This is a genomic window from Sporosarcina sp. So3-204 (assembly GCF_058068165.1).
Map to the genome: position 1 here is coordinate 3,651,003 of NZ_CM176485.1, position 22,342 is coordinate 3,673,344.

The 22,342-nt window shown below is 36.6% G+C and carries 24 protein-coding genes; 6 read left to right on the forward strand and 18 right to left on the reverse strand.

All coding sequences use genetic code 11. The features are described from left to right. Nucleotides 1–31: 31 nt before the first annotated feature. Nucleotides 32–3,184, forward strand: a complete 3,153-nt coding sequence (locus AC3RV6_RS18070; RefSeq protein ID WP_489747342.1) for a DUF3427 domain-containing protein — start codon at nt 32–34, stop codon at nt 3,182–3,184. On the opposite strand, the gene AC3RV6_RS18075 is transcribed toward AC3RV6_RS18070, so the two are convergent. The 8 genes from AC3RV6_RS18075 to AC3RV6_RS18110 form a co-directional block, all read right to left on the reverse strand. Beyond that, complete coding sequence (locus AC3RV6_RS18075; RefSeq protein ID WP_489749304.1) at nt 3,161–3,565, reverse strand: (deoxy)nucleoside triphosphate pyrophosphohydrolase; 405 nt, start codon at nt 3,563–3,565, stop codon at nt 3,161–3,163. The genes AC3RV6_RS18070 and AC3RV6_RS18075 overlap by 24 nt on opposite strands. Before the next feature lie 16 nt (nt 3,566–3,581). Further along, nucleotides 3,582–4,007 (reverse strand): hypothetical protein, encoded by a 426-nt coding sequence (locus tag AC3RV6_RS18080; RefSeq protein WP_489747343.1) that lies wholly within the window; start codon nt 4,005–4,007, stop codon nt 3,582–3,584. Between the two features lie 52 nt (nt 4,008–4,059). Further along, on the reverse strand, nt 4,060–4,449 hold the full coding sequence (locus AC3RV6_RS18085; RefSeq protein ID WP_489747344.1) for a hypothetical protein: 390 nt from the start codon (nt 4,447–4,449) through the stop codon (nt 4,060–4,062). A gap of 560 nt (nt 4,450–5,009) precedes the next feature. Beyond that, on the reverse strand, nt 5,010–6,194 hold the full coding sequence (locus AC3RV6_RS18090; RefSeq protein WP_489747345.1) for a M20 family metallopeptidase: 1,185 nt from the start codon (nt 6,192–6,194) through the stop codon (nt 5,010–5,012). Between the two features lie 19 nt (nt 6,195–6,213). Beyond that, the gene (locus AC3RV6_RS18095) at nt 6,214–6,855 is read right to left on the reverse strand and encodes an ABC transporter permease (RefSeq protein ID WP_489747346.1); all 642 of its coding nucleotides are present in this window, start codon (nt 6,853–6,855) and stop codon (nt 6,214–6,216) included. Between the two features lie 11 nt (nt 6,856–6,866). After that, entirely contained in the window at nt 6,867–7,784 is a 918-nt protein-coding gene (locus AC3RV6_RS18100; protein ID WP_489747347.1) for a glycine betaine ABC transporter substrate-binding protein, read from the reverse strand. Next, nucleotides 7,784–8,446 (reverse strand): ABC transporter permease, encoded by a 663-nt coding sequence (locus tag AC3RV6_RS18105; RefSeq protein WP_489747348.1) that lies wholly within the window; start codon nt 8,444–8,446, stop codon nt 7,784–7,786. The genes AC3RV6_RS18100 and AC3RV6_RS18105 overlap by 1 nt, the downstream gene beginning before the upstream one ends. Next, a complete protein-coding gene (locus tag AC3RV6_RS18110; RefSeq protein ID WP_489747349.1) occupies nt 8,447–9,565 on the reverse strand; it encodes a betaine/proline/choline family ABC transporter ATP-binding protein in 1,119 nt (372 codons plus the stop codon). It lies immediately after the preceding gene. Between the two features lie 328 nt (nt 9,566–9,893). Here AC3RV6_RS18110 and AC3RV6_RS18115 point away from each other — a divergent pair, with 328 nt between their 5' ends. Beyond that, on the forward strand, nt 9,894–10,292 hold the full coding sequence (locus AC3RV6_RS18115; RefSeq protein WP_489747350.1) for a MarR family winged helix-turn-helix transcriptional regulator: 399 nt from the start codon (nt 9,894–9,896) through the stop codon (nt 10,290–10,292). Nucleotides 10,293–10,306: 14 nt separating this feature from the next. Continuing rightward, nucleotides 10,307–11,485, forward strand: coding sequence for an MFS transporter (locus AC3RV6_RS18120; RefSeq protein ID WP_489747351.1), 1,179 nt, complete (start codon nt 10,307–10,309; stop codon nt 11,483–11,485). Between the two features lie 17 nt (nt 11,486–11,502). Here AC3RV6_RS18120 and AC3RV6_RS18125 read toward each other — a convergent pair whose 3' ends face one another. From AC3RV6_RS18125 to AC3RV6_RS18165, 9 genes are all read right to left on the reverse strand, one after another. Continuing rightward, a complete protein-coding gene (locus tag AC3RV6_RS18125) occupies nt 11,503–12,402 on the reverse strand; it encodes a DMT family transporter (protein ID WP_489747352.1) in 900 nt (299 codons plus the stop codon). A gap of 177 nt (nt 12,403–12,579) precedes the next feature. Then, nucleotides 12,580–12,858: a hypothetical protein gene (locus tag AC3RV6_RS18130; protein ID WP_489747353.1), complete on the reverse strand. Its 279-nt coding sequence runs from the start codon at nt 12,856–12,858 to the stop codon at nt 12,580–12,582. A gap of 63 nt (nt 12,859–12,921) precedes the next feature. Next, complete coding sequence (gene dsdA / locus AC3RV6_RS18135; protein WP_489749305.1) at nt 12,922–14,235, reverse strand: D-serine ammonia-lyase; 1,314 nt, start codon at nt 14,233–14,235, stop codon at nt 12,922–12,924. A 131-nt stretch (nt 14,236–14,366) separates the two neighbouring features. Then, nucleotides 14,367–14,975, reverse strand: coding sequence for a response regulator (locus tag AC3RV6_RS18140; protein ID WP_489747354.1), 609 nt, complete (start codon nt 14,973–14,975; stop codon nt 14,367–14,369). Nucleotides 14,976–14,993: 18 nt separating this feature from the next. Then, nucleotides 14,994–16,106, reverse strand: a complete 1,113-nt coding sequence (locus AC3RV6_RS18145; protein ID WP_489747355.1) for a sensor histidine kinase — start codon at nt 16,104–16,106, stop codon at nt 14,994–14,996. 148 nt (nt 16,107–16,254) lie between these two features. Beyond that, a complete protein-coding gene (gene desA / locus AC3RV6_RS18150) occupies nt 16,255–17,307 on the reverse strand; it encodes a Delta(5) desaturase DesA (protein ID WP_489747356.1) in 1,053 nt (350 codons plus the stop codon). A gap of 228 nt (nt 17,308–17,535) precedes the next feature. After that, nucleotides 17,536–17,877, reverse strand: coding sequence for a bacillithiol system redox-active protein YtxJ (gene ytxJ, locus AC3RV6_RS18155; protein WP_489747357.1), 342 nt, complete (start codon nt 17,875–17,877; stop codon nt 17,536–17,538). 6 nt (nt 17,878–17,883) lie between these two features. Continuing rightward, nucleotides 17,884–19,455, reverse strand: a complete 1,572-nt coding sequence (locus tag AC3RV6_RS18160; protein WP_489747358.1) for an aminotransferase class V-fold PLP-dependent enzyme — start codon at nt 19,453–19,455, stop codon at nt 17,884–17,886. Continuing rightward, nucleotides 19,456–20,016, reverse strand: coding sequence for a glycerol-3-phosphate acyltransferase (locus tag AC3RV6_RS18165; protein ID WP_489747359.1), 561 nt, complete (start codon nt 20,014–20,016; stop codon nt 19,456–19,458). Between the two features lie 160 nt (nt 20,017–20,176). Here AC3RV6_RS18165 and AC3RV6_RS18170 point away from each other — a divergent pair, with 160 nt between their 5' ends. Further along, the gene (locus AC3RV6_RS18170; protein WP_489747360.1) at nt 20,177–20,845 is read left to right on the forward strand and encodes a phosphatase PAP2 family protein; all 669 of its coding nucleotides are present in this window, start codon (nt 20,177–20,179) and stop codon (nt 20,843–20,845) included. 105 nt (nt 20,846–20,950) lie between these two features. On the opposite strand, the gene AC3RV6_RS18175 is transcribed toward AC3RV6_RS18170, so the two are convergent. Beyond that, a complete protein-coding gene (locus tag AC3RV6_RS18175; protein ID WP_489747361.1) occupies nt 20,951–21,412 on the reverse strand; it encodes a hypothetical protein in 462 nt (153 codons plus the stop codon). 113 nt (nt 21,413–21,525) lie between these two features. Here AC3RV6_RS18175 and AC3RV6_RS18180 point away from each other — a divergent pair, with 113 nt between their 5' ends. Further along, the gene (locus AC3RV6_RS18180; RefSeq protein ID WP_489747362.1) at nt 21,526–21,855 is read left to right on the forward strand and encodes an MGMT family protein; all 330 of its coding nucleotides are present in this window, start codon (nt 21,526–21,528) and stop codon (nt 21,853–21,855) included. 62 nt (nt 21,856–21,917) lie between these two features. Next, nucleotides 21,918–22,298, forward strand: coding sequence for a large conductance mechanosensitive channel protein MscL (gene mscL / locus AC3RV6_RS18185; protein ID WP_489747363.1), 381 nt, complete (start codon nt 21,918–21,920; stop codon nt 22,296–22,298). Nucleotides 22,299–22,342: the final 44 nt, after the last annotated feature.

A 22,342-nucleotide genomic window follows, 5' to 3' on the forward strand; every position in this document is an offset into this window, starting at 1 on the left:
TTGCATTTCCAATTCTAAAGGAGTTGTAGTTATGAAAGACAAAGTTAGTGGAATTCATGAAGAAATTTATGAGTTAGAAAAAACTTATCCCGATCAAAACCTTATTCAAAAACTCTCCATAGATGAGTACGTAGAGACATTGACAATGCATGCAGCGACAGTTATTGGTGATAAACTAAAAGAATTAGCCGACCAAAGTAAGTTTAATGAAATATTTAAAGTGATTGATCAAGTACATAATATTGCTGGAAAAGAAGTTAAAGAGTTTAACCAACCTTTATCTATGATTACATATAGCAATGATCTGGATATGATACCGATTAAAGAGGACTTATTTTTAACGCGTGTTGATGTTTTATATAACGACGCCCATAAAATAAAAAACTTCTTTAAAACACTTGCCTATGAAATGCAAACTGCAGATGAAATTGCATTCCTTGTAAGTTTTGTGAGAATGTCTGGTGCCCAATTACTAACAAGAGAATTAATTTCTCTAGAAAAAAGAAATGTGCCTATTAAGATTCTAACAACTACTTATTTAAATATTACCGAAGCAAAGGCACTTCGTCATTTCATGAAATTCAAAAATGTAGAATTAAAAGTTTTACCTCTTAATAATGAGTCATTCCACACAAAAGCCTATCTATTTAAAAGAAACTCAGAGCAGAATACTGTCATCATTGGTTCATCAAACATTTCCCATTCAGCATTAATCAATGGGCATGAACTAAATGTCAAAATACCCCATACACAACACATGCCTGCTTACACACAGACAAACGAGTTTTTTAATAAAATGTGGAATCATGAAAAAGCTATTATTCCGACTGAGGAGTTTTTAGAAAAATATGAACTACATCAAAAAAATGAAGTTAAATTATCACCGTCTTTTACTTATGAAGAGAAGGCGCCATATTTAGATTCTACACATATTCAACCAAACGAAATGCAAAAAGAGGCTTTAAAGAACTTACTATTTACTAGAAAAAACGGAAATACAAAAGGTGTAATTATAGCAGCAACCGGAACTGGAAAAACATACTTATCAGCATTTGACGTACACCAGTTTAACCCTAAAAGATTACTCTTCATTGCACATCGGGAAGAACTTCTCGATAGCGCTATAAAAACATACAGCTCACTATATCAGGATGAATTTCTTTGCGGAAAAATCACAGGAACAAAAAAAGAGTTTGATAAACGCTTTATTTTCAGCACCATTCAATCTTTGTCTAAAGATAATACACTAGAGAAGTTTCAACAGAATGAATTTGACTATATTATAATTGACGAATTCCATCATGCGGAAGCACCTACCTACAGAAAAGTAATTGACTACTTCAAACCGAAGTTTCTTTTAGGATTAACAGCGACTCCTGAAAGAATGGACGGAAGAAACGTATTAGAAATATGCGATAATAACATCGTTTATGAAATTCGTTTACGTGATGCACTCGAGGCAGAACTTCTAGCTCCATTCCATTATTTTGGTGTATCTGATCAAACAGTCGATTATAACCAAGTTGATCTAATAAATGGGCATTATGAAGAAAACTCACTTGTACTAGCACTCTCGACATTTACAAGGGTTGAATTTATAATTGATAAAATTAAAACCTATGGGCACGATGGAGACTTTCTACACGGATTAGGGTTTTGTGTGAATATTGAGCATGCAAATTACATGAGTCAAGAATTCAACAAGCGTGGATATGTTACTGAACGCTTAACGGGCGAAGATTCTGTTGAATATAGACAATTGATTATAAAAAGGTTAGAAGACCCTACTGATGAATTAGCAATGATATTTACCGTAAATATTTTTAATGAAGGAATAGACATACCAAAAGTTAATTTAATGCTGTTTTTAAGGCCAACCGAATCATCCACTGTTTTCATTCAACAGTTAGGAAGAGGTTTACGTAAAACAGAAAATAAAGAGTATGTTACTGTCCTGGATTTCATCGGAAATCACAAAAAGTCTTTTATCATTCCATTAGCCCTGTCAGGCCAGTATAATGCAAAAGCTTTCGACACAGATTCATTAAGGGTGGCTGTTCTACATGAATTTGCTGATGCCCCCGGCGGCTCTGTAGTGCAATTAGACCCTATTGCACAACGTGAAATTCTAAAGAGAATCGATAATATTAAGCTTAGTTCAACAGCAGTTCTTAAAGAAATGTATAGTCAATTTAAGTATGATCTCGGCAGATCTCCAGAAATAACTGATTTCCTTTACGCTGAAGAAGCACCCAGCTTAACCTTTTTTCTATTTAAGTTCAGATCGTGGATTAATACAAAGGAATACATGAAAGACCTAAACACATTTGACGAAATGATTTTGGCAAATGACTTTAAGTATGAAATGGTTGAAAGAATTGAGAGTATGCTATCAATTAAGTGGCCTTATGAATACAGCATTATCTATTTGGCAAGAGATCATAAAAAGTTAACAGTAGATGATGTTGTATCATGGTTAAATAAAAGATTTGATCTGGAAATCATTCGATCTGAACACGAAACACTTATAATACGTGCTATGGATCGTTTATCAAAACAACACAAAAAACAAAATTGGGCATTCGGCAAATTAAACGATGAAGTATTTTATGTCAATACAGAGATAAGAACGTTGTTCGATAATGACATTTACTTTAGTTATGTGAAAGATAGACTTGAATATGGTCTAATTGACTTCCGTAGAAGCTTCCGCACTGGTCTTGTTTTGGGTCAAGAGAAAAAACTTTCTCTTTATCGGAACTACACAAGAAATGAACTGATGTTTATTTTTGAAGCAAAGGTTGCTGAAGGAACTTGGCGTGAAGGTGTGAGCCGGGTAGATAACCATTATTTATTGTTTATCAACCTTAATAAAGCTGAAGATGTAGAAGACCATTTACATTATAAAGACTACTTTAAAGATCCTACTACTTTCCATTGGCAAAGCCAAAATAAAACTTCACATGAATCAGGACAAGGTCAAGAATACATTAACCACAAAAATCGAGGTATTCACGTACATTTATTTATTAGAAAGTTTTCCACAATGCACGGAATGACTTTACCATTCATGTATCTTGGCGAAATTGATTATATTGATAGTAACGGGGACAAGCCTATGAACATAAACTGGAAGTTACACAAGCCCGTCCCAGAAGATTTATATCACGATTTCATCAGATAACAACTTTTCAATAGCAGGTATATCAGCGGATGCCCAGTTAAGTGCAGAAAGCTCTTTTCTAGGCACCCATTTTATTTCTGCATGTTCAGATGCTTGTGGAGTACCTGATATAATCTTTGACATGAAAGTTTCTAATCTCACAATAACTTTCTCGTACTCGTATGTTGTATCATCCACATGTTTTAAAACTTTTATCTTACACCCTAATTCCTCATGGATTTCTCTTATTAAGGCCTCGTCTTTGGACTCTCCTGCTTCAATCTTTCCACCTGGAAATTCCCAGTAGTTTGGTAACGTCATCTCTGGACCACGTAATGCACATAAGATTTCTTTCTTTTCATTCTCAATAATTGCACCAACAACATGTACTGTTTCTTTAATGGTAATCACCTTTTCATTACTTATTAGAATTAATTATTACTACTTCTTTTCCAGAGCTAAACTCATCATAATTAAAATACACATGACTATTGTAGTTTTCAGGTGGTCTTGGTTCGTGTAATAGTTCTTCTTCTTTTTGCAATAACCAAAACATAAAGCTTGGCTTCTCGAAGCCGAAACCAGCTTTTCTACCTCTAATATAATCTAGCACAGATCTCTTAGCACTTTCATTAAGATGATTCAACGATTCTTCCCAGTCTTCTTCTCTGAAATCAATTACTATTGTTTTCTTCACACTATAAAGCTCTTCCATATATCCGCCAGTTCGTCGAAAAGTTACTAAACCAGAATAGTCATAAGATCTTGGACTTGGAAAAGCATGAACCAGACACCTTTGTATTAAATCAATTGTTCCACCAGCCGGTATTGAAAGTACTCTCATTTAAATCCCCCCAGATTTCCATGTATTCTACATCCATTATAGCAACCCTATTTCAATCATCTTCCCAGCTCGTCCAATATGCATCCCCGTTGCCATTATCATTTATTTTTAAATACTCGTCCCATGAGATTTCTTCCTTCAAGCACACCTCACTACAATATTGCGTTCCATCAGATTCGAAATAAAATCCTTCTTTCATCGGCGTTTTACAATTTGAACAAAGACGCTCTTCTTTATCTACTTCAACTATATTCAGATATTCAGTTGAAAGTATATGATCTAAATCAAAATCTAAAGATGCTACATATTTGAAGTATGATTCTTCAACATCATATATTGCACATAACCCATCACCTTCAACGAGGAGCGCCTTCCTTATAACTACCTCTCCATTATCATGTACCAATTGGATTGGTTTTTCTTTCAGATTTACTTGCATCATCTTCCCCCTTTAAATTAGTTCGTTCTCATTATTAAAGGATTCACGGAATTCATTATCAACTTCACTAAGTATTTTGACTTTCTTTAATCATACCACGATCTATTGAAGTTAGTTTAAGTCTTAGAATTTGATTAATAATAAACCTAATACAAGAATGAGGTAGCAATTTAATGATAGTATAAGCAACTAATTTATTTTGAAATGAAACACTACACAGCGAAATAATTGTTAGTCATAGCTGTAATCAATAGAGGGATGGGCTGTCCCTTAAATCTCTTCATTGTTAACTACCCTATTCTAACCATTGATTGTAGTGAAAAGCGGCGACTCCAGCGGGAACAGCACGAGCTGAAGACCCCACAGGAACGTAGTGACGAGGAGGCTGAAGCCGTGCCCGCGGAAAGCGTCCGCTTGGAACGAAAATCAATGACGTTTGGAGAATACCCAGACTTTTCAGTGGCCTTTGTCAGGTACTTCGTCAGTACCTAGCACAGCGAAGCAATAATTACTAACATACTACAATAAAAAAACAGGAACAGCTTAAAAGCCATTCCTGTTTTTTACTTATTAAACTTTTCCCAGTAATCTACCATACTAGAAGCTAATACTTTTCCACCATTTAACAACGCTTTTTCATCAATATCGAACTTTGGATGGTGGTAAGGATAAATGAATCCTTTTTCTTCATTTGCTGAACCAGTGAAAAAATACGTACCTGGTTTCTTTTGTAAAAAGTACGAAAAGTCCTCTGCACCCATATTCGGCTTCATTTCCACTACATTCTCAGTCGGTAATACATCTTTGGATGCATTAACAAGAAGCTTTGTAATAGCTGGATCATTTTTCGTTGCTGGGTAACCAAACATATAATCCAGTTCATGTTCTGCACCAAATGCCAGACAAGTATGTGTCGTAATACTTTTCAACCATTCATAAATCTCCTGACGAACTTCCTCATCAAATGTTCTAACCGTACCTTTTATCGTCGCTTTATCAGGAATTACATTAGCCGCATCTCCAGCATTAAACGCGCCTATTGTTAAAACAGCTGATTTAAGTGGATCAACTTTCCTACTTGTAATTTGATTTAAATTACTAATAAGTTGTGCACCAATCGCAATTACGTCTACCGTATCTTGCGGAAAAGCTGCGTGACCCCCACGACCGATGATATCTATTGTGAAGTCATCACAAGCACCTAGTATATAGTCTTCGCTATAAAGTATATGATCTACGGGAATATAGTTCTCCATATGTGTAGCAAAAATCACGTCGACACCATCTAGCGCACCGGCCTCAACCATTGATTTAGCCCCACCTGGATCTTCTTCTTCAGCATGCTGATGGATAAATACAACATTACCTACTAACTCATCTTTTACTGCCACCATTGCTTTCGCAAGACCCAAGGCAATTGAAGTATGGGCATCATGTCCGCAAGCATGCATAACACCTGGATTCTTAGATTTATAAGAAACGTCATTCTCTTCTTGTATCGGAAGCGCATCAAAGTCAGCTCGTATGGCAATTGTCTTCCCAGGATACTTCCCACGAAGCGTCGCCACCACACCATTTCCACCTACATTTGTTTGCACTTCTAACCCAAGATTTTTCTGATAATCCGCAATCTTTTTAGCAGTGTTAACCTCTTTAAATGATAACTCCGGATACATATGGAAATCGCGTCGCAGTGCTACCATTTCCTCGAAGCCATCTTCTAGCAGTGTAAAAAGTTTTTGTTTCAATTTTCAAACCACCTATCTATTAAGTTGTTCTTTTCTTAGCATACTTTTCAAGAAAACCGAGAACGAAATCTGCAATAATAGCTAACAGGGCGGCCGGGATTGCTCCCGCTAAAATCTTAATATCTGATCGTTGTGCGATTCCGGAAACAATTTCCTTTCCAAGACCTCCACCACCAATATACGGCGCAATGGAAGCCACCCCAACTGCAATAACTGCTGCAACTCTTAACCCAGCAACTAAAAACGGAAGTGATAGTGGCAGTTGTATTTTAGTCAACAACTGGAAGGAAGTCATTCCAACACCCTTACCAGCCTCTAACACACTTCCACTAACTTCTTTTAATCCAACATATGTATTACGTATAATTGGAAGTAGTGAGTAAAAGAATAATCCGATGATAACTGCTGTATTTCCTAACCCAAAGTAAAGCATAAGAATTGCCAACATGGCTAAACTTGGAATGTTTTGTAGGACATTTGCTAGCGATAAAATGACTGGCGCCAAGCGCTCAACTTTTACAGCAAGAATTGCCAAAGGGACGCCGACGATAAAGGCAAGTGAAATTCCGTATACAACCATGAGAATATGCTCAATCGTTAAGGAAATTAATTCGGCCTGGTTTTCCATTAAATAATGCAGTAACTCAATCAAAAATTCCATTTAAATTCCCCTTATTTTAATAGACCTTTTTCTACTAAAAACTTCTTGGCAACATCACTCGGCTTTTCCTTACCAAAATCTACATCATAGATTAACTGCGTCATTTCTTCTTCGTTTATTTGATTAACCAATGAAGTAAGTACTTCTTTTACTTCAGGATATTCTTCTAATTTATCATTTCTTGCAACTAGTGATGCAGTAGATGGTGGGAAAAACCCTTTATCATCCTCTAGTACTTTTAAATTTAGTTCCTTGATTTCTGGATCAACAGAATATGCAGTAATTGCATCAAGCTCACCTATTTTTAATCCTTCATACATTAGTGAAATTTCCATACCCGCTGCCTTTTTAAATGAATAGCCATAATGTTCCTTGAATGCACGGTATCCGTCATCCCCGCGCTCAATCCAAGCCGAATCCGTACCAATCGTAAGTTCTGGCGCAAAGTTACCCAAATCAGACATTGTCTCAATATTGTTTTCCTTTGCAAACTTATCTGTTATAGCAATCGTATATTTATTTTCAAAACCTAAAGAATCAAACCATGTAAAATCAAATTTTTCTTTAAACAGTTTCTGCGCTTGTGCTAATGTTTTTTCTGGATCTGTTGTATATTCTACTTTATCGTCATCAAAATGGTTATTGTACACTTCCCCTGAATATAATGTTGCTAAATCAAAGTCACCTTTATCCATTGCTGAAATAATTAATGGTGATGCTTGGATATTTTCTGTCACATTTACCTCATGATCCGTACGGTCTTCCACCAATTCTTTAACCATATAAGCAATAATTTTAGGATCCGTATAATCTTGAGTACCCATTTCAAAATATGTACCGCCATCCGCTGTTTCCTTATCTTTACTACCACAACCTGTTACAACCAATAATAATATTAGTGACGAAAAAATTAATAAGTATTTTTTCATTAGTTTGTATCTCCCCTTTTTCTTTTTCTTTTTCCGTAACTTTCAATAAAACCGAACATTAAATCTGTTATAACCGCCATAGCGATAGCCAAAATTGTTCCAGTGAATATCAAGAATTTGTCGTTAAATCCTATACCAGATATAATCAGGCCCCCTAGTCCACCGGCCCCGATAACAGCAGCCATCGTAACCCAACTAATAATATAAACAGAGGTCACCCGAATTCCAGACATAATGTAAGGCATAGCAATAGGAATTTCTACTTTAAATAATCTCTGAAAAGTGTTAAAGCCCATACCTTTTGCTGAATCAACAATACCTGGATCTATCGATTGTATACCAGTATATGTATTTCTAATTAAAGGCAAAAGTGAGTATAAAAACATAGCCGCAATCGCAGGCTTTATACCAATTCCAAGTATCGGAATCATAAGCGCCAACATAGCAATCGTTGGAACTGTTTGAAATACATTAGCTATATTAAAGACGATGGATTTAAAAACATTACTTTTCAAACGCGTTAATAAAATGGCTAAAGGAATCGTAATAACTATTCCTAGAGCTAAACTAATAACTGACATAACAATATGTTGAAATGCGTATTCTAAAATTGATACATATCTTTCTCTCCAAAATTCAAGATAGTCGGTTATAAGTTCCATTTAAATTTCACCACGTTTTTCATTTAAAGATCCGAACGATTGAACAAGTTTCTTCATATCTATCATGCCAATAAACTTTCCATCCTCAACAACAGGCATACTTTGAATACCAAATTGATCTATGTAAAGAAATACTTCATTAATAGGTGTGGCTGCATCGATTGGCTGGACAGATGTTTCTAGTACATCTTCCAAACTTACAAAGTCTTTGCTTAATAAAGCTTTTAAGTTTAGTTGTCCTAAAAAGGAATTTTCTTTATCAACAACGGGGTATATAAAGCACTGTTCTGTCATCATTTTCTCAATTATTGATTCTTTTGAGTCAGATAATTGTACAGCTTGGAGTAGTGGTTTAATAAAGCTCGAAAGTAATGGGAGCGGTTGAGCATTTCTAAGTCTCTCTTCTCCAATAAATTCTCTAACAAAGTCATTTACAGGATTTGTTAAAAGTTCTTGAGGGGAACCTTTTTGGACTATCTCACCGTCTTTCATCAATATAATTTGATCGGCAATTTTAATAGCTTCGTCCATATCATGTGTAACAAAAATAATTGTCTTTTTAATCTCTTTTTGTAAACGAATCAGCTCATCTTGCAATTGCTCTCTACTTATCGGATCCAATGCACTAAAAGGTTCATCCATCAAAATTGTAGACGGCTCAGCTGCCAAGGCCCTAATAACACCAATTCTTTGTTGCTGACCTCCACTAAGTTCAGACGGATATCTTTTTTTATACTGTTCTGGGTTTAGATTTACCATTTCCAACAACTCAGTTACCCTTTTACTTATCTTTTCCTTATCCCATTTTAGTAGTCGAGGAACAGTCGCTACATTGTCGTAAATTGTCATATGAGGAAAAAGCCCAATACTTTGGATTACATAACCCATTTCCCTACGCAATTTAATTGGATTAAACGTTGAAATGCTCTGATTATCAATAAAGATATCGCCTTCAGTATGGTCTGTTAAACGATTTAAAAGCCTCATCGTTGTTGTTTTACCACAACCACTCGGTCCAATTAAAACATTAATTTTGCCACTTTCAAAGATTAAATCAATATCTTTCAACACATGAGAACCATCTTCGTACACTTTATTTACTTTTTGTAACTCTATCATACTGTCTATCGGCTCCTTTAAAGCTTGCTTAAAATTTCTACAATAATCAGTCCAGTTATAATATTATAATAACTACTGTTCTTAACAGACTAACATAAATAACATAAGATTTAAACCGTAAAATAGAACAAAACTCCGGGTATATTAATAAAAACCTGACTTTAAATACTATAGGAAACTTAATTTTTAGTACAATCCACGCAAATATAACTTCATCAAAATTACCAATTCTAAATTTGATAGCGTCATTAAATAGTAACTAAAAACCCTTTACAAGCTTTCTTTTTAAGAATATACTTACCTAGGTAAACAAATAGGAGTGATGAGTGTGAATCCTTTATTTCATGAGTTATTTCAAAAAACACGTTATATCAGTCGGGAGCTGAATTATGTGTTAAAGAAGCATAACTTATTTGCAGCACAGTGGACTGTGGTTTTTTGCATTCACCAACATCATGAGATGACGCTGACAGATATTTGGAAATACTTAAATGTGGAGGCACCAACGATTACAAGAACGGTAAATCGCTTGGTTAAACTTGGTTGGTTAACTTCTCATGAAGGTGCGGATAGAAGGGAAAAGATTGTACGACTTTCTGAAGAAGCCCTTGTAAAGTTTCCAGTCATTGAAGCTTCTATCATTCAGTTTGAAAATGAAATGTTAATAGGTTTGAAAGAGGAAGAGCAAGAACTATTTAAATCATTACTAAATAAAATCGGCAAATAAAGGTTGCGTATCATTTGAAAAAAAGAGAACCCGTTTGGACAAAGTCATTTCTAAGTTTATTTTGCACAAATTTATCCGTTTTTATTATATTTTACGGGTTAATTTCCACACTTCCCCTTTACGCAAAGGACGTTTTAAATCGATCAGATGAAGAAGCCGGTTCTCTCATGTCTATTTTCTTACTTTCCGCCATAATAGTACGGCCATTTACAGGGAAAGTATTAGATGTGTTTGGCAAACGCAAGATGTTATGGATAAGCATTGTTTTGTATATGATTTGTACAGGCTTATATTATTTTATCGAACCCTTTTCGGGACTCTTAATGCTCCGATTTATTCACGGGATCTTTTTCAGTATTGTGTCGACTGCAACAGGTTCTTTAGCTGTCGACAATGTTCCGATGGCGCGACGTGGGGCAGGTCTTGGTTATTTTGCCATGTCGACGAATTTAGCCGTTGTTCTTGGTCCACTAATCGGACTTTCCCTCATTCAAAAGTATTCATATGATGTCTTATTTATCGTCATAAGCGGGCTCATGGCTGTTGGCGTTTTCATTTCTCTATCCATTCCAGAAAAAAATTCTCCAGATGCTAATCGAGTGATTACGAAGATGGTATTAGGCGATTTATTCGAAAGAAAAGCATTGCCTATTGCGACTATGGCACTTGTTGTTGCATTTTCATATGCAAGCGTATTAGCGTATTTATCAATTTATTCGCAAGGGAAAGGTCTACTGGAACTAACGAGCACCTTTTTCCTTATGTACGCAGCAATCATGCTTTTAACACGGCCATTTACTGGGCGTATTTTTGATGAAAAGGGTCCTCAACATATCATTATTCCGGGATTTATTTCTTTTATCATTGGCTATATATTACTCGCTTATATGGATTCAGCTGCAGTCTTTATGATTTCAGGAGCTTTTCTCGGGTTCGGGTATGGTTGTGTTGTACCTAGTTTACAAGCACTTGCGATGCAGTCGACGAAACATGAGCGAAGCGGATACGCAACAGCTACGTTTTTCACATTTTTTGACGGAGGCATTGCAGTTGGTTCGTTTGTATTTGGACTCATTGCTGTCCACACAAGCTATCCAGTGATCTATTTGATATCAGCTGTCATCATTGTCGTTTTATGTATTTTATATGTTTGGAAAGTATGGAAAAAAAGATCACCAAGCACACTGGTATAAGTGCTTGGTGATCCTTTTCATAATGGCGCTATTTCTTTTAAACCGTGTTTCTTTCCGACACCGTTGACAATCAACACACTTATAATCGCAATAAATCCACCGAGAATCGAAAGCCCACTTGGAAATTCCTTTAGCCAAAACCAAGCGACGATAACTGCAACAACAGGCTCAATATAAACCATACTCGTAACAGTACTCACATTGCCCAATGATAGCGCAACAGCCCAAGCTGCATAAGCGATTGCTGCTGGAAAGATACCTAGATAAACAGCAGATAAGTTTGCCTCCAAAGTAGCACTTTGTATGCCTTCGATAAGACCTGGTGAAAAGATTAGAAAAGGAATAGTCCCTGCCCATGTGAAATAGGCCGTCAATTCTATGGCACCATAACGGGTAAGTAGTGATTTCTGAAAGACAAAGAATATTGATGTCGCGATTGCTGAAATTAATACTAATAATGCACCTGGTGAAAGTGTAAAAGCTGTTCCTTCAGAGCCAATTGTAATGAGGAAGATACCGAAAATACCAACGCCTAGTCCAATCCATCCAAGCGTACTTAAACGCTCTTTCAAAAATACAATCGCAATAATTGCTGTGAAAATGGGTGCGGAACCAATAAGCATCCCTGCTGTCCCAGCCGAAACTGTCGCTTCCCCGTATGTAATACCTAAGTTGTAAACACTAATCCCTGTCCAACCAAGGAGGCAAATCTTTAACATATCGGTTTTTTTAGGCAGTCTAAATTTTGTCCCTGGCCATAAAGCATATACAATAAAAACACTTGAAGCGATTAAATAACGAGTTAACACTAAATGTCCGGGCGAATACCCCCCTAACAAACTTGCTCGAATTGCAGCAAATGCAGAGCCCCACAAAATAACTGTGAATGCCGCAAGTAGAAAAGCCTTCCTATTCATCTAATCCATCTTCCTTCTAAACCCATTTCACAAATCATCATCTGTGTGCGTTATTAAACAGTTTATCATTTCATTTAAAGCAATAGTAACTTTTTTCTATCTGGATTTGACCTTGAGTTTTATTAGCACCAGCGAAATAAAAGCCATCGCATGCGACGGCTTTTAAAGGTTCCCATATTATCGATTCTTTAATGACTTCATCGTTGCACCGTACTTCTCAACTTCTTCATTTAATGTTTGAAAAAACTTTTCAGAATAATGCTCATCTGAACTAGAAGGGATTATTTTACGGATTACTAATTCATGCTTCTTCATTTCTACTTCTACATTTTCTCCATTTAAAACTTGGAGATGCTCAAGCATTTCTAAAGAAAGAGGTACACATAAAGTTTCACCTACTTGAATAACTTCCTGTACTTGGATACTTGGTTCTTTCGGTTTCCAATCATTATTCAAACAAAATCCCTCCCATTATTTTCATCTATTTAGCGAATAATGTCGATTTCCCGGGAAATATAATTATTGCCCTTCCCCCATTTCATAATAAAGAGCCATTTCTGATTCAGGCACCATACTTCCACCTGTCGCCCAAACAAGATGAGTTGCATGTTCTGCATTTGCTTGCTTTACATTTTCACGAATTGTATGCACAGTGCCTGTCATTCCTGCGAGTGCAGAAGGTTCAAGATGAATTCCTTCAGTATCCACAAGCAACTTAAGTAATTGGAACATCGTTTTATCCGCAATTGTGTAACAACCCGTTAGTAGTGGCTCCATTGTCTTCCCTACAAACCCAGATGCAGTTCCTACAGCAAGTCCATCCGCAACAGTTTTATTATCCAGTCCGAAATCATGAACTGACACTTTGTCGTGAAGACCCGTCATCATGCCAAGCATCATACACGGAGAATGTGTTGGTTCAGCAAAGAAACAATGGACGTGATCACCAAATATCAGCTTCAAGCCAAAAGCAACACCACCCGGCCCACCACCTACACCGCAAGGTAAATAGACAAATAAAGGGTTGTCCGCATCCACAACTGTACCCCGCTCTTTCATTTGAGCTGCTAAACGTTGTCCTGCAACTGCATAGCCTAGAAATAAATCAAGTGAATTTTCATCATCAATAAAGTGACATGTTGGATCCGCATCCGCTTGACGACGACCTTCTTCAACCGCTTTACTATAATCATCCGCGTATTCAACAACAATAACGCCTTTTTCACGAAGCAAATCTTTCTTCCACTGCTTAGCATCTGCTGACATATGAACCGTTACATTGAAGCCCAGTTTTGCGCTCATTATACCAATGCTTAGTCCCAAGTTTCCAGTTGAACCAACCGCAATTTTATGTTTTGCAAATAACGATGTGAACTCAGAAGAGGCAAATTTCACATAATCATCCTCTGTCGTAATTAACCCATGCTGAATCGCAAGTGTTTCAGCATGTTTTAAAACTTCATAAATACCACCCCGAGCTTTTATTGATCCTGAAATCGGTAATTCATTGTCTTGTTTAAGCAGTAGTTCGCCTGGAATTGTTAAATCATATTTAGTTTCCAGTACTTTTTTCATTTCCGGTATAGGCGTAAGCGGCGATTCAATTACACCTTTCAAATCCCTCGTTTCCGGAAAAACATATGCGATATAAGGAGTAAATCTTTTGAGTCGATTAGATGCTTCTTCCACATCCTTTGACGTTACCCCCGCTTTTACAATGCCAGCTGTTGCAGATTGTAGTAAAGGATTTAACCAGAGTGTTTCTTGTCTTTCCATCATGTATTCGATTAGCGGAAGCTGCTTTTTCCACTTGTTTAATTCAGTTTCACCCATCATTTTTCAATCCCACTTTCAGAATGTTTTGCCAGTATTATAACATATAGACAAACACTTTCATTGATTCAACCTTTTCCACAAAAAAATAGGTAGAACCGTATCCATACGAGTCTACCTGTTTGTATTATTCACCTAAACCAACCTTTTTCCTTAAATCTAGAAATTGCCTCAATTCGATTCCCAACCCCGAGCTTTTCAAGAATTGCAGAAATATAATTACGTACTGTACCGGGGGATAAAAATAGAAGCCCAGCAATTTCCTTTGTCGTTTTACCTTCCGAAATGAGGGCAAGAACTTGGCTTTCACGTTCAGTTAAAGGATTTTCCGTTTCACCTTCATCAAATGCAATATCGACCAACTCTGGCGCGTAAATTCGTCTACCATCCATAATCGTTCGAATCGAAGCTACCAACTCTTCAATTGGACTATCTTTCAACAAATACCCACGTACGCCGGACTTCCGCGCACGTTCAAAGTAACCTGACCTAGCGAACGTCGTCAAAATAATAATTTTACATGGTTCACTTTTCAACTCTTCTGCAGCATCCAGACCAGTCATTACAGGCATCTCAATATCCATAATACATACATCCGGTTCATGTTCTCTCACTAAAGCAACTGCTTCTTCACCATTTTTCGCCATGCCAACAACTTCCATATCCTCTTCAATATTCAATAAAGAGCCTAATGCACCGAGCATCATCCCCTGATCTTCCGCTATGACAATACGTATCAAGTTAAATCCCCCCGTCCTTTATTTAATAATAATTGGAACACGTATTGTTAACGCCGTTCCTCCATTCGATTCAACAGACAAACTACCATTGACAAACTCAAGACGCTCACGGATTCCGTCTAATCCACTACCCGGCAAACTAGATCCAGCACGTGGAATACCAATCCCGTTGTCTTTTATACAAACAATAAAATCATCAGGAAGCTGCTCAAAAGATATGAAGCAAGTGCGACCATAGCTATGCTTCACAACATTTGTCACAGCCTCTTTCAAACACATACTTAACACATTTTCAGTCAGCGGTGGGATATTCGTAAACTTTGGATTCCCCTCAACCGTTAACTCCATTTCAGCAGCTTTCAATATTTGGCGAATGCGAATTAATTCATCCTCCAACTTCATTGAACGCATGTCTGATACGAGTTCACGCACTTCTTTCAACGCCGTGCTTGCTGTTTGCCGAATATCATGCAACTCTCTTTCTGCCGCAGCAGGATCACGAGAAATCAGCTTGCCAGCAAGGTCACTCTTTAATCCTATAAGTGATAACTTTTGTCCAAGCGTATCGTGTAAGTCACGCGCAATTCGTTGGCGTTCCTCAAATATAATGAGTTCTGATATCCGTTCTTTTGCCACTTCTAACTGACCTTGGAGATTTTCTCGCCTATTCCAGTTGAATAAGTTAAACGGTAAAATAATTGTTCCTATCACGCTAATTAAGACGAACGGGAACTGAGAAGAAAATAGGTGGATATTAAGGACTGCACCAAAGATAATTGCGCCAATCGTCGTTGCAATATGAATTCCGTACATAATAAAAAATCCTGCTGTATTTCTAATGTTCCCGATAAAAAACGCTGTAAATAGTGAAAAATAAACAAATCCGAACATCAAAGTCATGACAATATTAATAATCATTTCGATGCTTATCCAAAAATAAACCCTTCCACTTTTCGCTTTAAAAGATAAGCGATAAGACAGGAAAAATAACAGCAATAAGGATATGCCAGTTATGACTCCAATGTAGGTGGATGACCTGAAAATAAAGAAAAAAGGCAATAAACAAAATGCCACCCACGCATAAATACTAAGCCAAGGGTTTTTCGGAAAAATACTGAACCAATTCTGCATAACGTTTTATCACCGTCCACTCTAATCTATTACGCCCAGCTTAATTTAATTCAGTTCAATTAACTATACCAAAAATTAACTAAAACTCTAAGAAGCACGGCTTAAATTAAAACAACCACCTCTAATTTGAGATGGTTGCCATTATATTTTATTTTACATCAAGGCTCGTGCGTTTTGGTTTTAAATCTAGAGAAGGACGTGGCATCTTCAACATCTCTTTCACATAGCCAAAGCTAACGAATTTCTTTGCCTCAGGATTATATAACTTGAAATTAAATGATGCTAAACTTGATTTAATTGTAATCGTTGTTGCCGTTTGAAGTGGTGGTGTTGACTCATGCGCGCGTTCAAGATTATAGTTCGGCACACGTGGTGCTAAATGATGAACATGATGGAAACCGATATTACCTGTTGCCCACTGAAGAACTTTAGGCAACTTGTAGAAAGAACTACCTTCAATCGCTGCTTTTACATAATCCCACTCAGATTCTTCTTCGAAATACGAATCTTCATAAGTGTGTTGGATATAAAATAACCATATACCAAGTGCTCCAGCAACGAACATCATTGTTCCTTGGATAAGCAAGAATGCCTGCCATCCAACAAGTAAAATCATTACTGTATATAGTACAACAAGTATTACGTTTGTAAGATACGTATTGTTACGCTCTTTTTGACGTGCATCTTTTCTATTAAATCGGCTCGTAACTAGTACAAGATAAAGTGGACCAAATCCGAACATAACTAATGGATTTCTATACAAACGGTAAGTAAAACGCGTCCATTTCGAAGCATCTAGATATTCTTCAATTGTCATAACCCATATGTCACCTGTACCACGCTTATCTAAATTCGAACTTGAAGCATGATGAATTGCGTGCTCTCTTTTCCATTTTGCATAAGCGAATAGCGTAAGTACGCCAGTGATCGTACCAACTACATCATTTGCTTTTCTACTTTTGAAAAATGAACCATGCGTACAATCGTGAAATATAATGAAAGTCCTAATAACAAATCCGGCTGCAATAACTGCGAAACCTAGTGTCAACCAAATTGATACGGACAAACTTTGATAAGCAAGGAACCAAAAAACAAATAGCGGTAAAATCGTATTGATCATTTGAAATATACTTTTTTTATTATCTGCTTTAGCAAAAGGGGCAACATCTTTGTGCAACTTCATTGTTTTTTCTTTAGTCATGTGAATGTTATCCTCCCTAACGAGTTGTTTTTAAGTTTTATTTACTTCTTGTATCTAATATTAGTACCTAGTGCTACTTTGCACTAGACATATTTGTCATGACTTCGATATGACAAGTGTCATGTATTGTGAAATTTTCACGTAGTTGAGTTGGTGATTTTAAGTAGTTAATTCCCCTATTATCACAAATAAAAAAACAAGCACCCCTATTTCAGAGTGCTTGCTTAATTAAACGAGACTATTTTCTTTTAATCCACGATTAATTTCTTTTTCGGTAATGACGGTATGAGAGGCATTCCATAACGCCTTCCCGTCTTTAATAATGAAAAGTTGCGGAGATTGATGTACGACGCCTAAAACGCTTTCGATTTCATTTGAAACCGGACGACTTTCGCGTACTTTCAAAAAGTACTTCGGCATATCTGTTTCATATCCATCGACTCGGCTATAAGCGCTTGTACTAATTGGACATGTTGTACTATGCTTTAAAACCAAAACAGTTTCTTCTTTAGAATGTTCCAATACTTCGTTCCACTCTTCAATTGTTAGTAATTCTTTCAAAGTAGCCATCTCCTTTTATTCTGGACTCACCATTCGAAGTACATCAAGCATATTATTTACATCTTTGCTCGGTACTTCATTCATGCAAGAAATTTGGAGCCAGTTGCGCGATTTCAAATAATCGCTTTCATAATGTACATTATACCCGTTTAAATATAAATTGTCCCCAAGCCTGTTTGCAGATGCACTATTTGGCATCGCAATTGTAATAATCGAAGTAGGATTCCTATGCTCGGAACCCAAAACAGATAAACCTATTTCTTCTATACCCTTTTTTACTGATTCAATACGTTTAGCAACACGAGAAAATACTTCTTCTACATTTTCATATTTCCGAAGTGTAACTTCTAGTGCAGAAACAAGATTTGTAGATTGTGTATATGGAATGCCATTTGATTCAGCGTATGTACCCAAGTCAAGATAGCGAGGAATCTTCCGGCTTTTGTTAATTAATTCATTATGAAAAACAAATGCCAATCCTGTATAGCTCAATAAACCTTTACCACTAACGCCTGATGCAAAGGTAACATCAGATAAATCCACTGGAACTGAACCAATACTGCTCACACTATCAATTGAAAGTGATATTTCATTAAGCTTACATAGTCGCTTTAACATCCCTAGATCATTTAAAATCCCAGTTGAAGTCTCGCAATGCACTGCCCATAGCCACTCATACTCGTCAGCCTGCAAAGCTTTGGCAATATCCGCTTCATTAAATTGCTCGCCCCAAGCGATTTCAAGCACATCAAATTCTAATCCGAATCGTGATGCATGATCCTTTAATCGATTCCCGAATTCCCCATTTATTAAAATTAAGCCTTTTCCTTCTCGTAAACTAAGTTGTGCAGCGACTACATCATTTGCTAGTGTTCCTGTTCCTTGAAACAATTGGACAAAGTTTGCACCCGTTAATGCTGTCAAACTACTTTTCACGTTAATCAGTATATTTTCAAACTCATTTGACCGATGTGAAATCGGATCTGCAGACATGGCCGATTTTACTTCCGAAGATACCGTTGCAGGTCCTGGGAGAAAATTAATAGGTGCTTTAGCAAGTCTACTTGCAACGCCATCATTAAAGGTCTTTTTCGTCAAATACATCGGTTGGAATGCAGCTTCATCAGTTCCTGTTAATGAAGCAAATGGCTGAAACCCAAGTTGACTATATAATTTTTGCTCGCGTGTCGTACCTGAAATTAGTGCCGCATCGTACCCAGCTTTTAAACAATATCGAACGAGTGCTTGCGCAAGTCCCAGGAATGCACGCCCATTTCTATATGCCTTTTCAATCGCCAAAAGTCGGATTTCAACGAGATTATCAGCTTTAAAAGGTAAGTGATCCTCTACACGACCAATCTTCCCGTCTAACGAAAATGGTCGATTACTTCGAACAGCAATCATGCCAATGACCCGTTCATCATTCAAACAAATAATATACGTGTTTTCATCATGAAACTTGTCCTTCAACAGCTTTGACTCGTCCTTTTCATGCTGCGGAATTTCTTCAGCGAATGTACGGTAATTTAATTGATGAATTTGTTCAATTTCCAAAGCAGAATCTGCAATCTTATAAACGAAACCCATTTATTCAACTCTTTTCCATTTGAAATCTTCACGATGCGCAAACAAAATAAGTCCGGATGTTAAAACAGAAATGATAAAGGAAATAAGCCCATAAGTAATTAATATACCAACTGGCAGGAGCATGACTGCAATTATTCCTGCCTTTGTGAAACTCTTATTAAAAGGATAAAAAACCAGAAAAATACTTAATAGTAATAAAATAAGAACTGGATTGAGAGCAAGTATGCCACCGATAAATGTCGAGACACCTTTCCCACCGCGAAACTTTACTAGCACTGGATATATGTGACCAAGAGTTACCGCAAGCAATGCAAGCAGTTCAATACTGAAATTAAAACCGAACCAGCTAGCAGCAAATACGACAACTGCACCTTTCATCGCATCTCCTAGAAACGTTGCAATAAATGCCCGCTTTCCGAAAAGTCGCCCCAAATTACGCGCACCTGGATTGCCGCTTCCTTCAGCACCAATTTCTTTTTTATAGAATAACTTACTTATTACAGAACCTGTTAGTATATTACCAATTAAATACGAGACGAATAACAATAAGAATAGTTTCATAATCAATCCTTTTATAACTGTGATAGATTCATTCAAAGTTTAACATTTCATACCGTACAACTTTTATAAATTTTGATTACCCAGCATGCAAATAGTGGTTATTTACCCTATGATTAGGGAAGTATAAAACAATCTAGTAAATTTTGGAGGTTTCCGCAAAATGAAGAATCTTTCGCTCCGCTTATTTATCGCCTTTGTTATGTGTATCGGTTTTGGCGTGTTATTTGGTTATATTGCTGCGGCAATTAATAATGAAACAATTGAACACTTCGACCTGTCCATTATTGGATTTGTACAAGGACTCGAAACTCCCTGGCTAACAACAATCATGAAAACATTCACTTGGATAGGTTCAGCAGTAGTCGTGATTGCAATTACTATTATTACATTCACACTATTATTTTTCTTCTTCCATTATCGGCAACAAGCCTTTCTGCTCGTATCTGTCGTAGTTGGTAGTGTTTTATTTAATTTTTTACTAAAGAACTATTTCAAGCGAGAAAGACCTGAAATTTACCGGATTTTGGACATTGGTGGGTTCAGTTTTCCAAGTGGTCATACAATGATGGCCTTTAGTCTATATACGATAATTTCATACATTGCTTGGCGCAATACGAAAACGATCCTAAGTCGGATGCTTCTGATCATATTCGCAGCATTTATGATTTTAATGATCGGATTGAGTCGGATTTATCTCGGTGTACATTATCCAAGTGACGTTGCTGGCGGCATTGCTGCAAGTGGACTTTGGGGTACAATCGCTGTAACTGTGTATGCATTTTATCAAAATCGTAAGAAGCAAAAAAGTCCGTCTCCCAACAATATGTAATGTTGGGGTGGGCTTTTACTTTAAATTAACCGGTCTACAATACTTTTTAACGTAGCTTTTTTTAATTTCACGGTAATCCCTCGTTAAAGATTATATAGTTTACCTCTATTCAACATACTTTTCTGCTTCAGTATCCGTTAGAATCCTTGGTGAATTCCCACCAACCTCAATATACTTTTTACGGCCATCTACTTCGACTTTGAATATAGCTCTATCGTTAGTAGGGGTGATTACTAATTCTTTATTTGGATATAATCCTTTAATTTCTTGTTCAGCGAAAAAAGGGATATTTGTAATTGTACTGCCTTCTTTGGATTTAACTTTTTGTTTATCTCCATTGAGTATTCTATGCAATAAATCAACTACTTCTCCAAAACCAATAATTAATATACCAGCGACAATTGGTGTACCAAAAATTCCTAAAGCAGTTAAAGGAACTTCACCATATCCACTTGAAAATTGTCCCATCAATATAAATCCAGCAATGAACCCCCAAGCAATGACAACAACTCCTGTTACTTTTATGATAAAACCCATCAAACTATAACGCTCAAATATTTCATTCATAACCAATAACCCCCTCTCATGATTTACTATTCAGTATACTATACGTACTATATTTTGATATAGTTTCATCAGATTAATCATTATGCTATCTTCATGATAAGGAGGTGTATCATGTGAATATTTTTACAGAACGAGTCATTACTATTATTCAAGGAATTCCCTCAGGTAAAGTCATGACTTATGGGCAAGTTGCCGCTGCTGCCGGGAGTCCACGCGCTGCAAGACAAGTCGTTCGGATACTTCATTCCATGAGTAAAAAATACGAGCTTCCTTGGCATCGTATTATAAATGCACAAGGAGGAATTTCTGCACCTGCTACAGATGATAGTAAAGGAAATCTTCAAAGGTCATTACTCGAGGATGAAGGTGTCATATTCGGGGTGAATGAAAAAATAGATTTAGCTATCTATCGCTGGTTTCCAATAGATATTGAAGAAGGTTAAATAATGACAAATCCGGTATTGTTATTTAGTATTAATAACCTAATTAAAAGGAGTTGTTTAGTATGTGGAAAGATTTCAAGAAATTCGCGTTTAAAGGAAACGTATTTGATCTTGCTGTCGCTGTCGTAATTGGTGCAGCTTTTAGTAAAATCGTTTCATCACTCGTTGAAAATATTATTACACCAATTATCGGAGCACTTTCAGGCGGCATCAATTTTGAAGGCTTACACATAAAAATCGGGAACGCGGAAATTACATACGGCGCATTTATTGAATCAATCATTGATTTCCTAATCGTTGCATTTGTCATTTTCATGGTCATTCGTTTATTATCAAAATTCAAGAAAAAAGAAGAAGTCGTCGTGGAAGAAATAAAAGTCGACCCTCAAGAAGCACTTCTTACTGAAATACGTGATTTGTTAAAAGAAGGAAAGTCATTATAATAGGATGGAAAAGGACAACCTCTAAACTAAACGAGGTTGTCCTT

What these genes read in the sequence shown, in the direction of transcription:
- AC3RV6_RS18070 (WP_489747342.1), top strand. Translation starts at nt 32, where the DNA reads ATGAAAGACAAAGTTAGTGGAATTCATGAAGAAATTTATGAGTTAGAA.
- AC3RV6_RS18080 (WP_489747343.1), bottom strand. Translation starts at nt 4,007, where the DNA reads ATGAGAGTACTTTCAATACCGGCTGGTGGAACAATTGATTTAATACAA.
- AC3RV6_RS18085 (WP_489747344.1), bottom strand. Translation starts at nt 4,449, where the DNA reads ATGATGCAAGTAAATCTGAAAGAAAAACCAATCCAATTGGTACATGAT.
- AC3RV6_RS18095 (WP_489747346.1), bottom strand. Translation starts at nt 6,855, where the DNA reads ATGGAATTTTTGATTGAGTTACTGCATTATTTAATGGAAAACCAGGCC.
- AC3RV6_RS18100 (WP_489747347.1), bottom strand. Translation starts at nt 7,784, where the DNA reads ATGAAAAAATACTTATTAATTTTTTCGTCACTAATATTATTATTGGTT.
- AC3RV6_RS18105 (WP_489747348.1), bottom strand. Translation starts at nt 8,446, where the DNA reads ATGGAACTTATAACCGACTATCTTGAATTTTGGAGAGAAAGATATGTA.
- AC3RV6_RS18110 (WP_489747349.1), bottom strand. Translation starts at nt 9,565, where the DNA reads ATGATAGAGTTACAAAAAGTAAATAAAGTGTACGAAGATGGTTCTCAT.
- AC3RV6_RS18125 (WP_489747352.1), bottom strand. Translation starts at nt 12,402, where the DNA reads ATGAATAGGAAGGCTTTTCTACTTGCGGCATTCACAGTTATTTTGTGG.
- dsdA (WP_489749305.1), bottom strand. Translation starts at nt 14,235, where the DNA reads ATGGGTGAAACTGAATTAAACAAGTGGAAAAAGCAGCTTCCGCTAATC.
- AC3RV6_RS18145 (WP_489747355.1), bottom strand. Translation starts at nt 16,106, where the DNA reads ATGCAGAATTGGTTCAGTATTTTTCCGAAAAACCCTTGGCTTAGTATT.
- desA (WP_489747356.1), bottom strand. Translation starts at nt 17,307, where the DNA reads ATGACTAAAGAAAAAACAATGAAGTTGCACAAAGATGTTGCCCCTTTT.
- ytxJ (WP_489747357.1), bottom strand. Translation starts at nt 17,877, where the DNA reads ATGGCTACTTTGAAAGAATTACTAACAATTGAAGAGTGGAACGAAGTA.
- AC3RV6_RS18160 (WP_489747358.1), bottom strand. Translation starts at nt 19,455, where the DNA reads ATGGGTTTCGTTTATAAGATTGCAGATTCTGCTTTGGAAATTGAACAA.
- AC3RV6_RS18165 (WP_489747359.1), bottom strand. Translation starts at nt 20,016, where the DNA reads ATGAAACTATTCTTATTGTTATTCGTCTCGTATTTAATTGGTAATATA.
- AC3RV6_RS18170 (WP_489747360.1), top strand. Translation starts at nt 20,177, where the DNA reads ATGAAGAATCTTTCGCTCCGCTTATTTATCGCCTTTGTTATGTGTATC.
- AC3RV6_RS18175 (WP_489747361.1), bottom strand. Translation starts at nt 21,412, where the DNA reads ATGAATGAAATATTTGAGCGTTATAGTTTGATGGGTTTTATCATAAAA.
- mscL (WP_489747363.1), top strand. Translation starts at nt 21,918, where the DNA reads ATGTGGAAAGATTTCAAGAAATTCGCGTTTAAAGGAAACGTATTTGAT.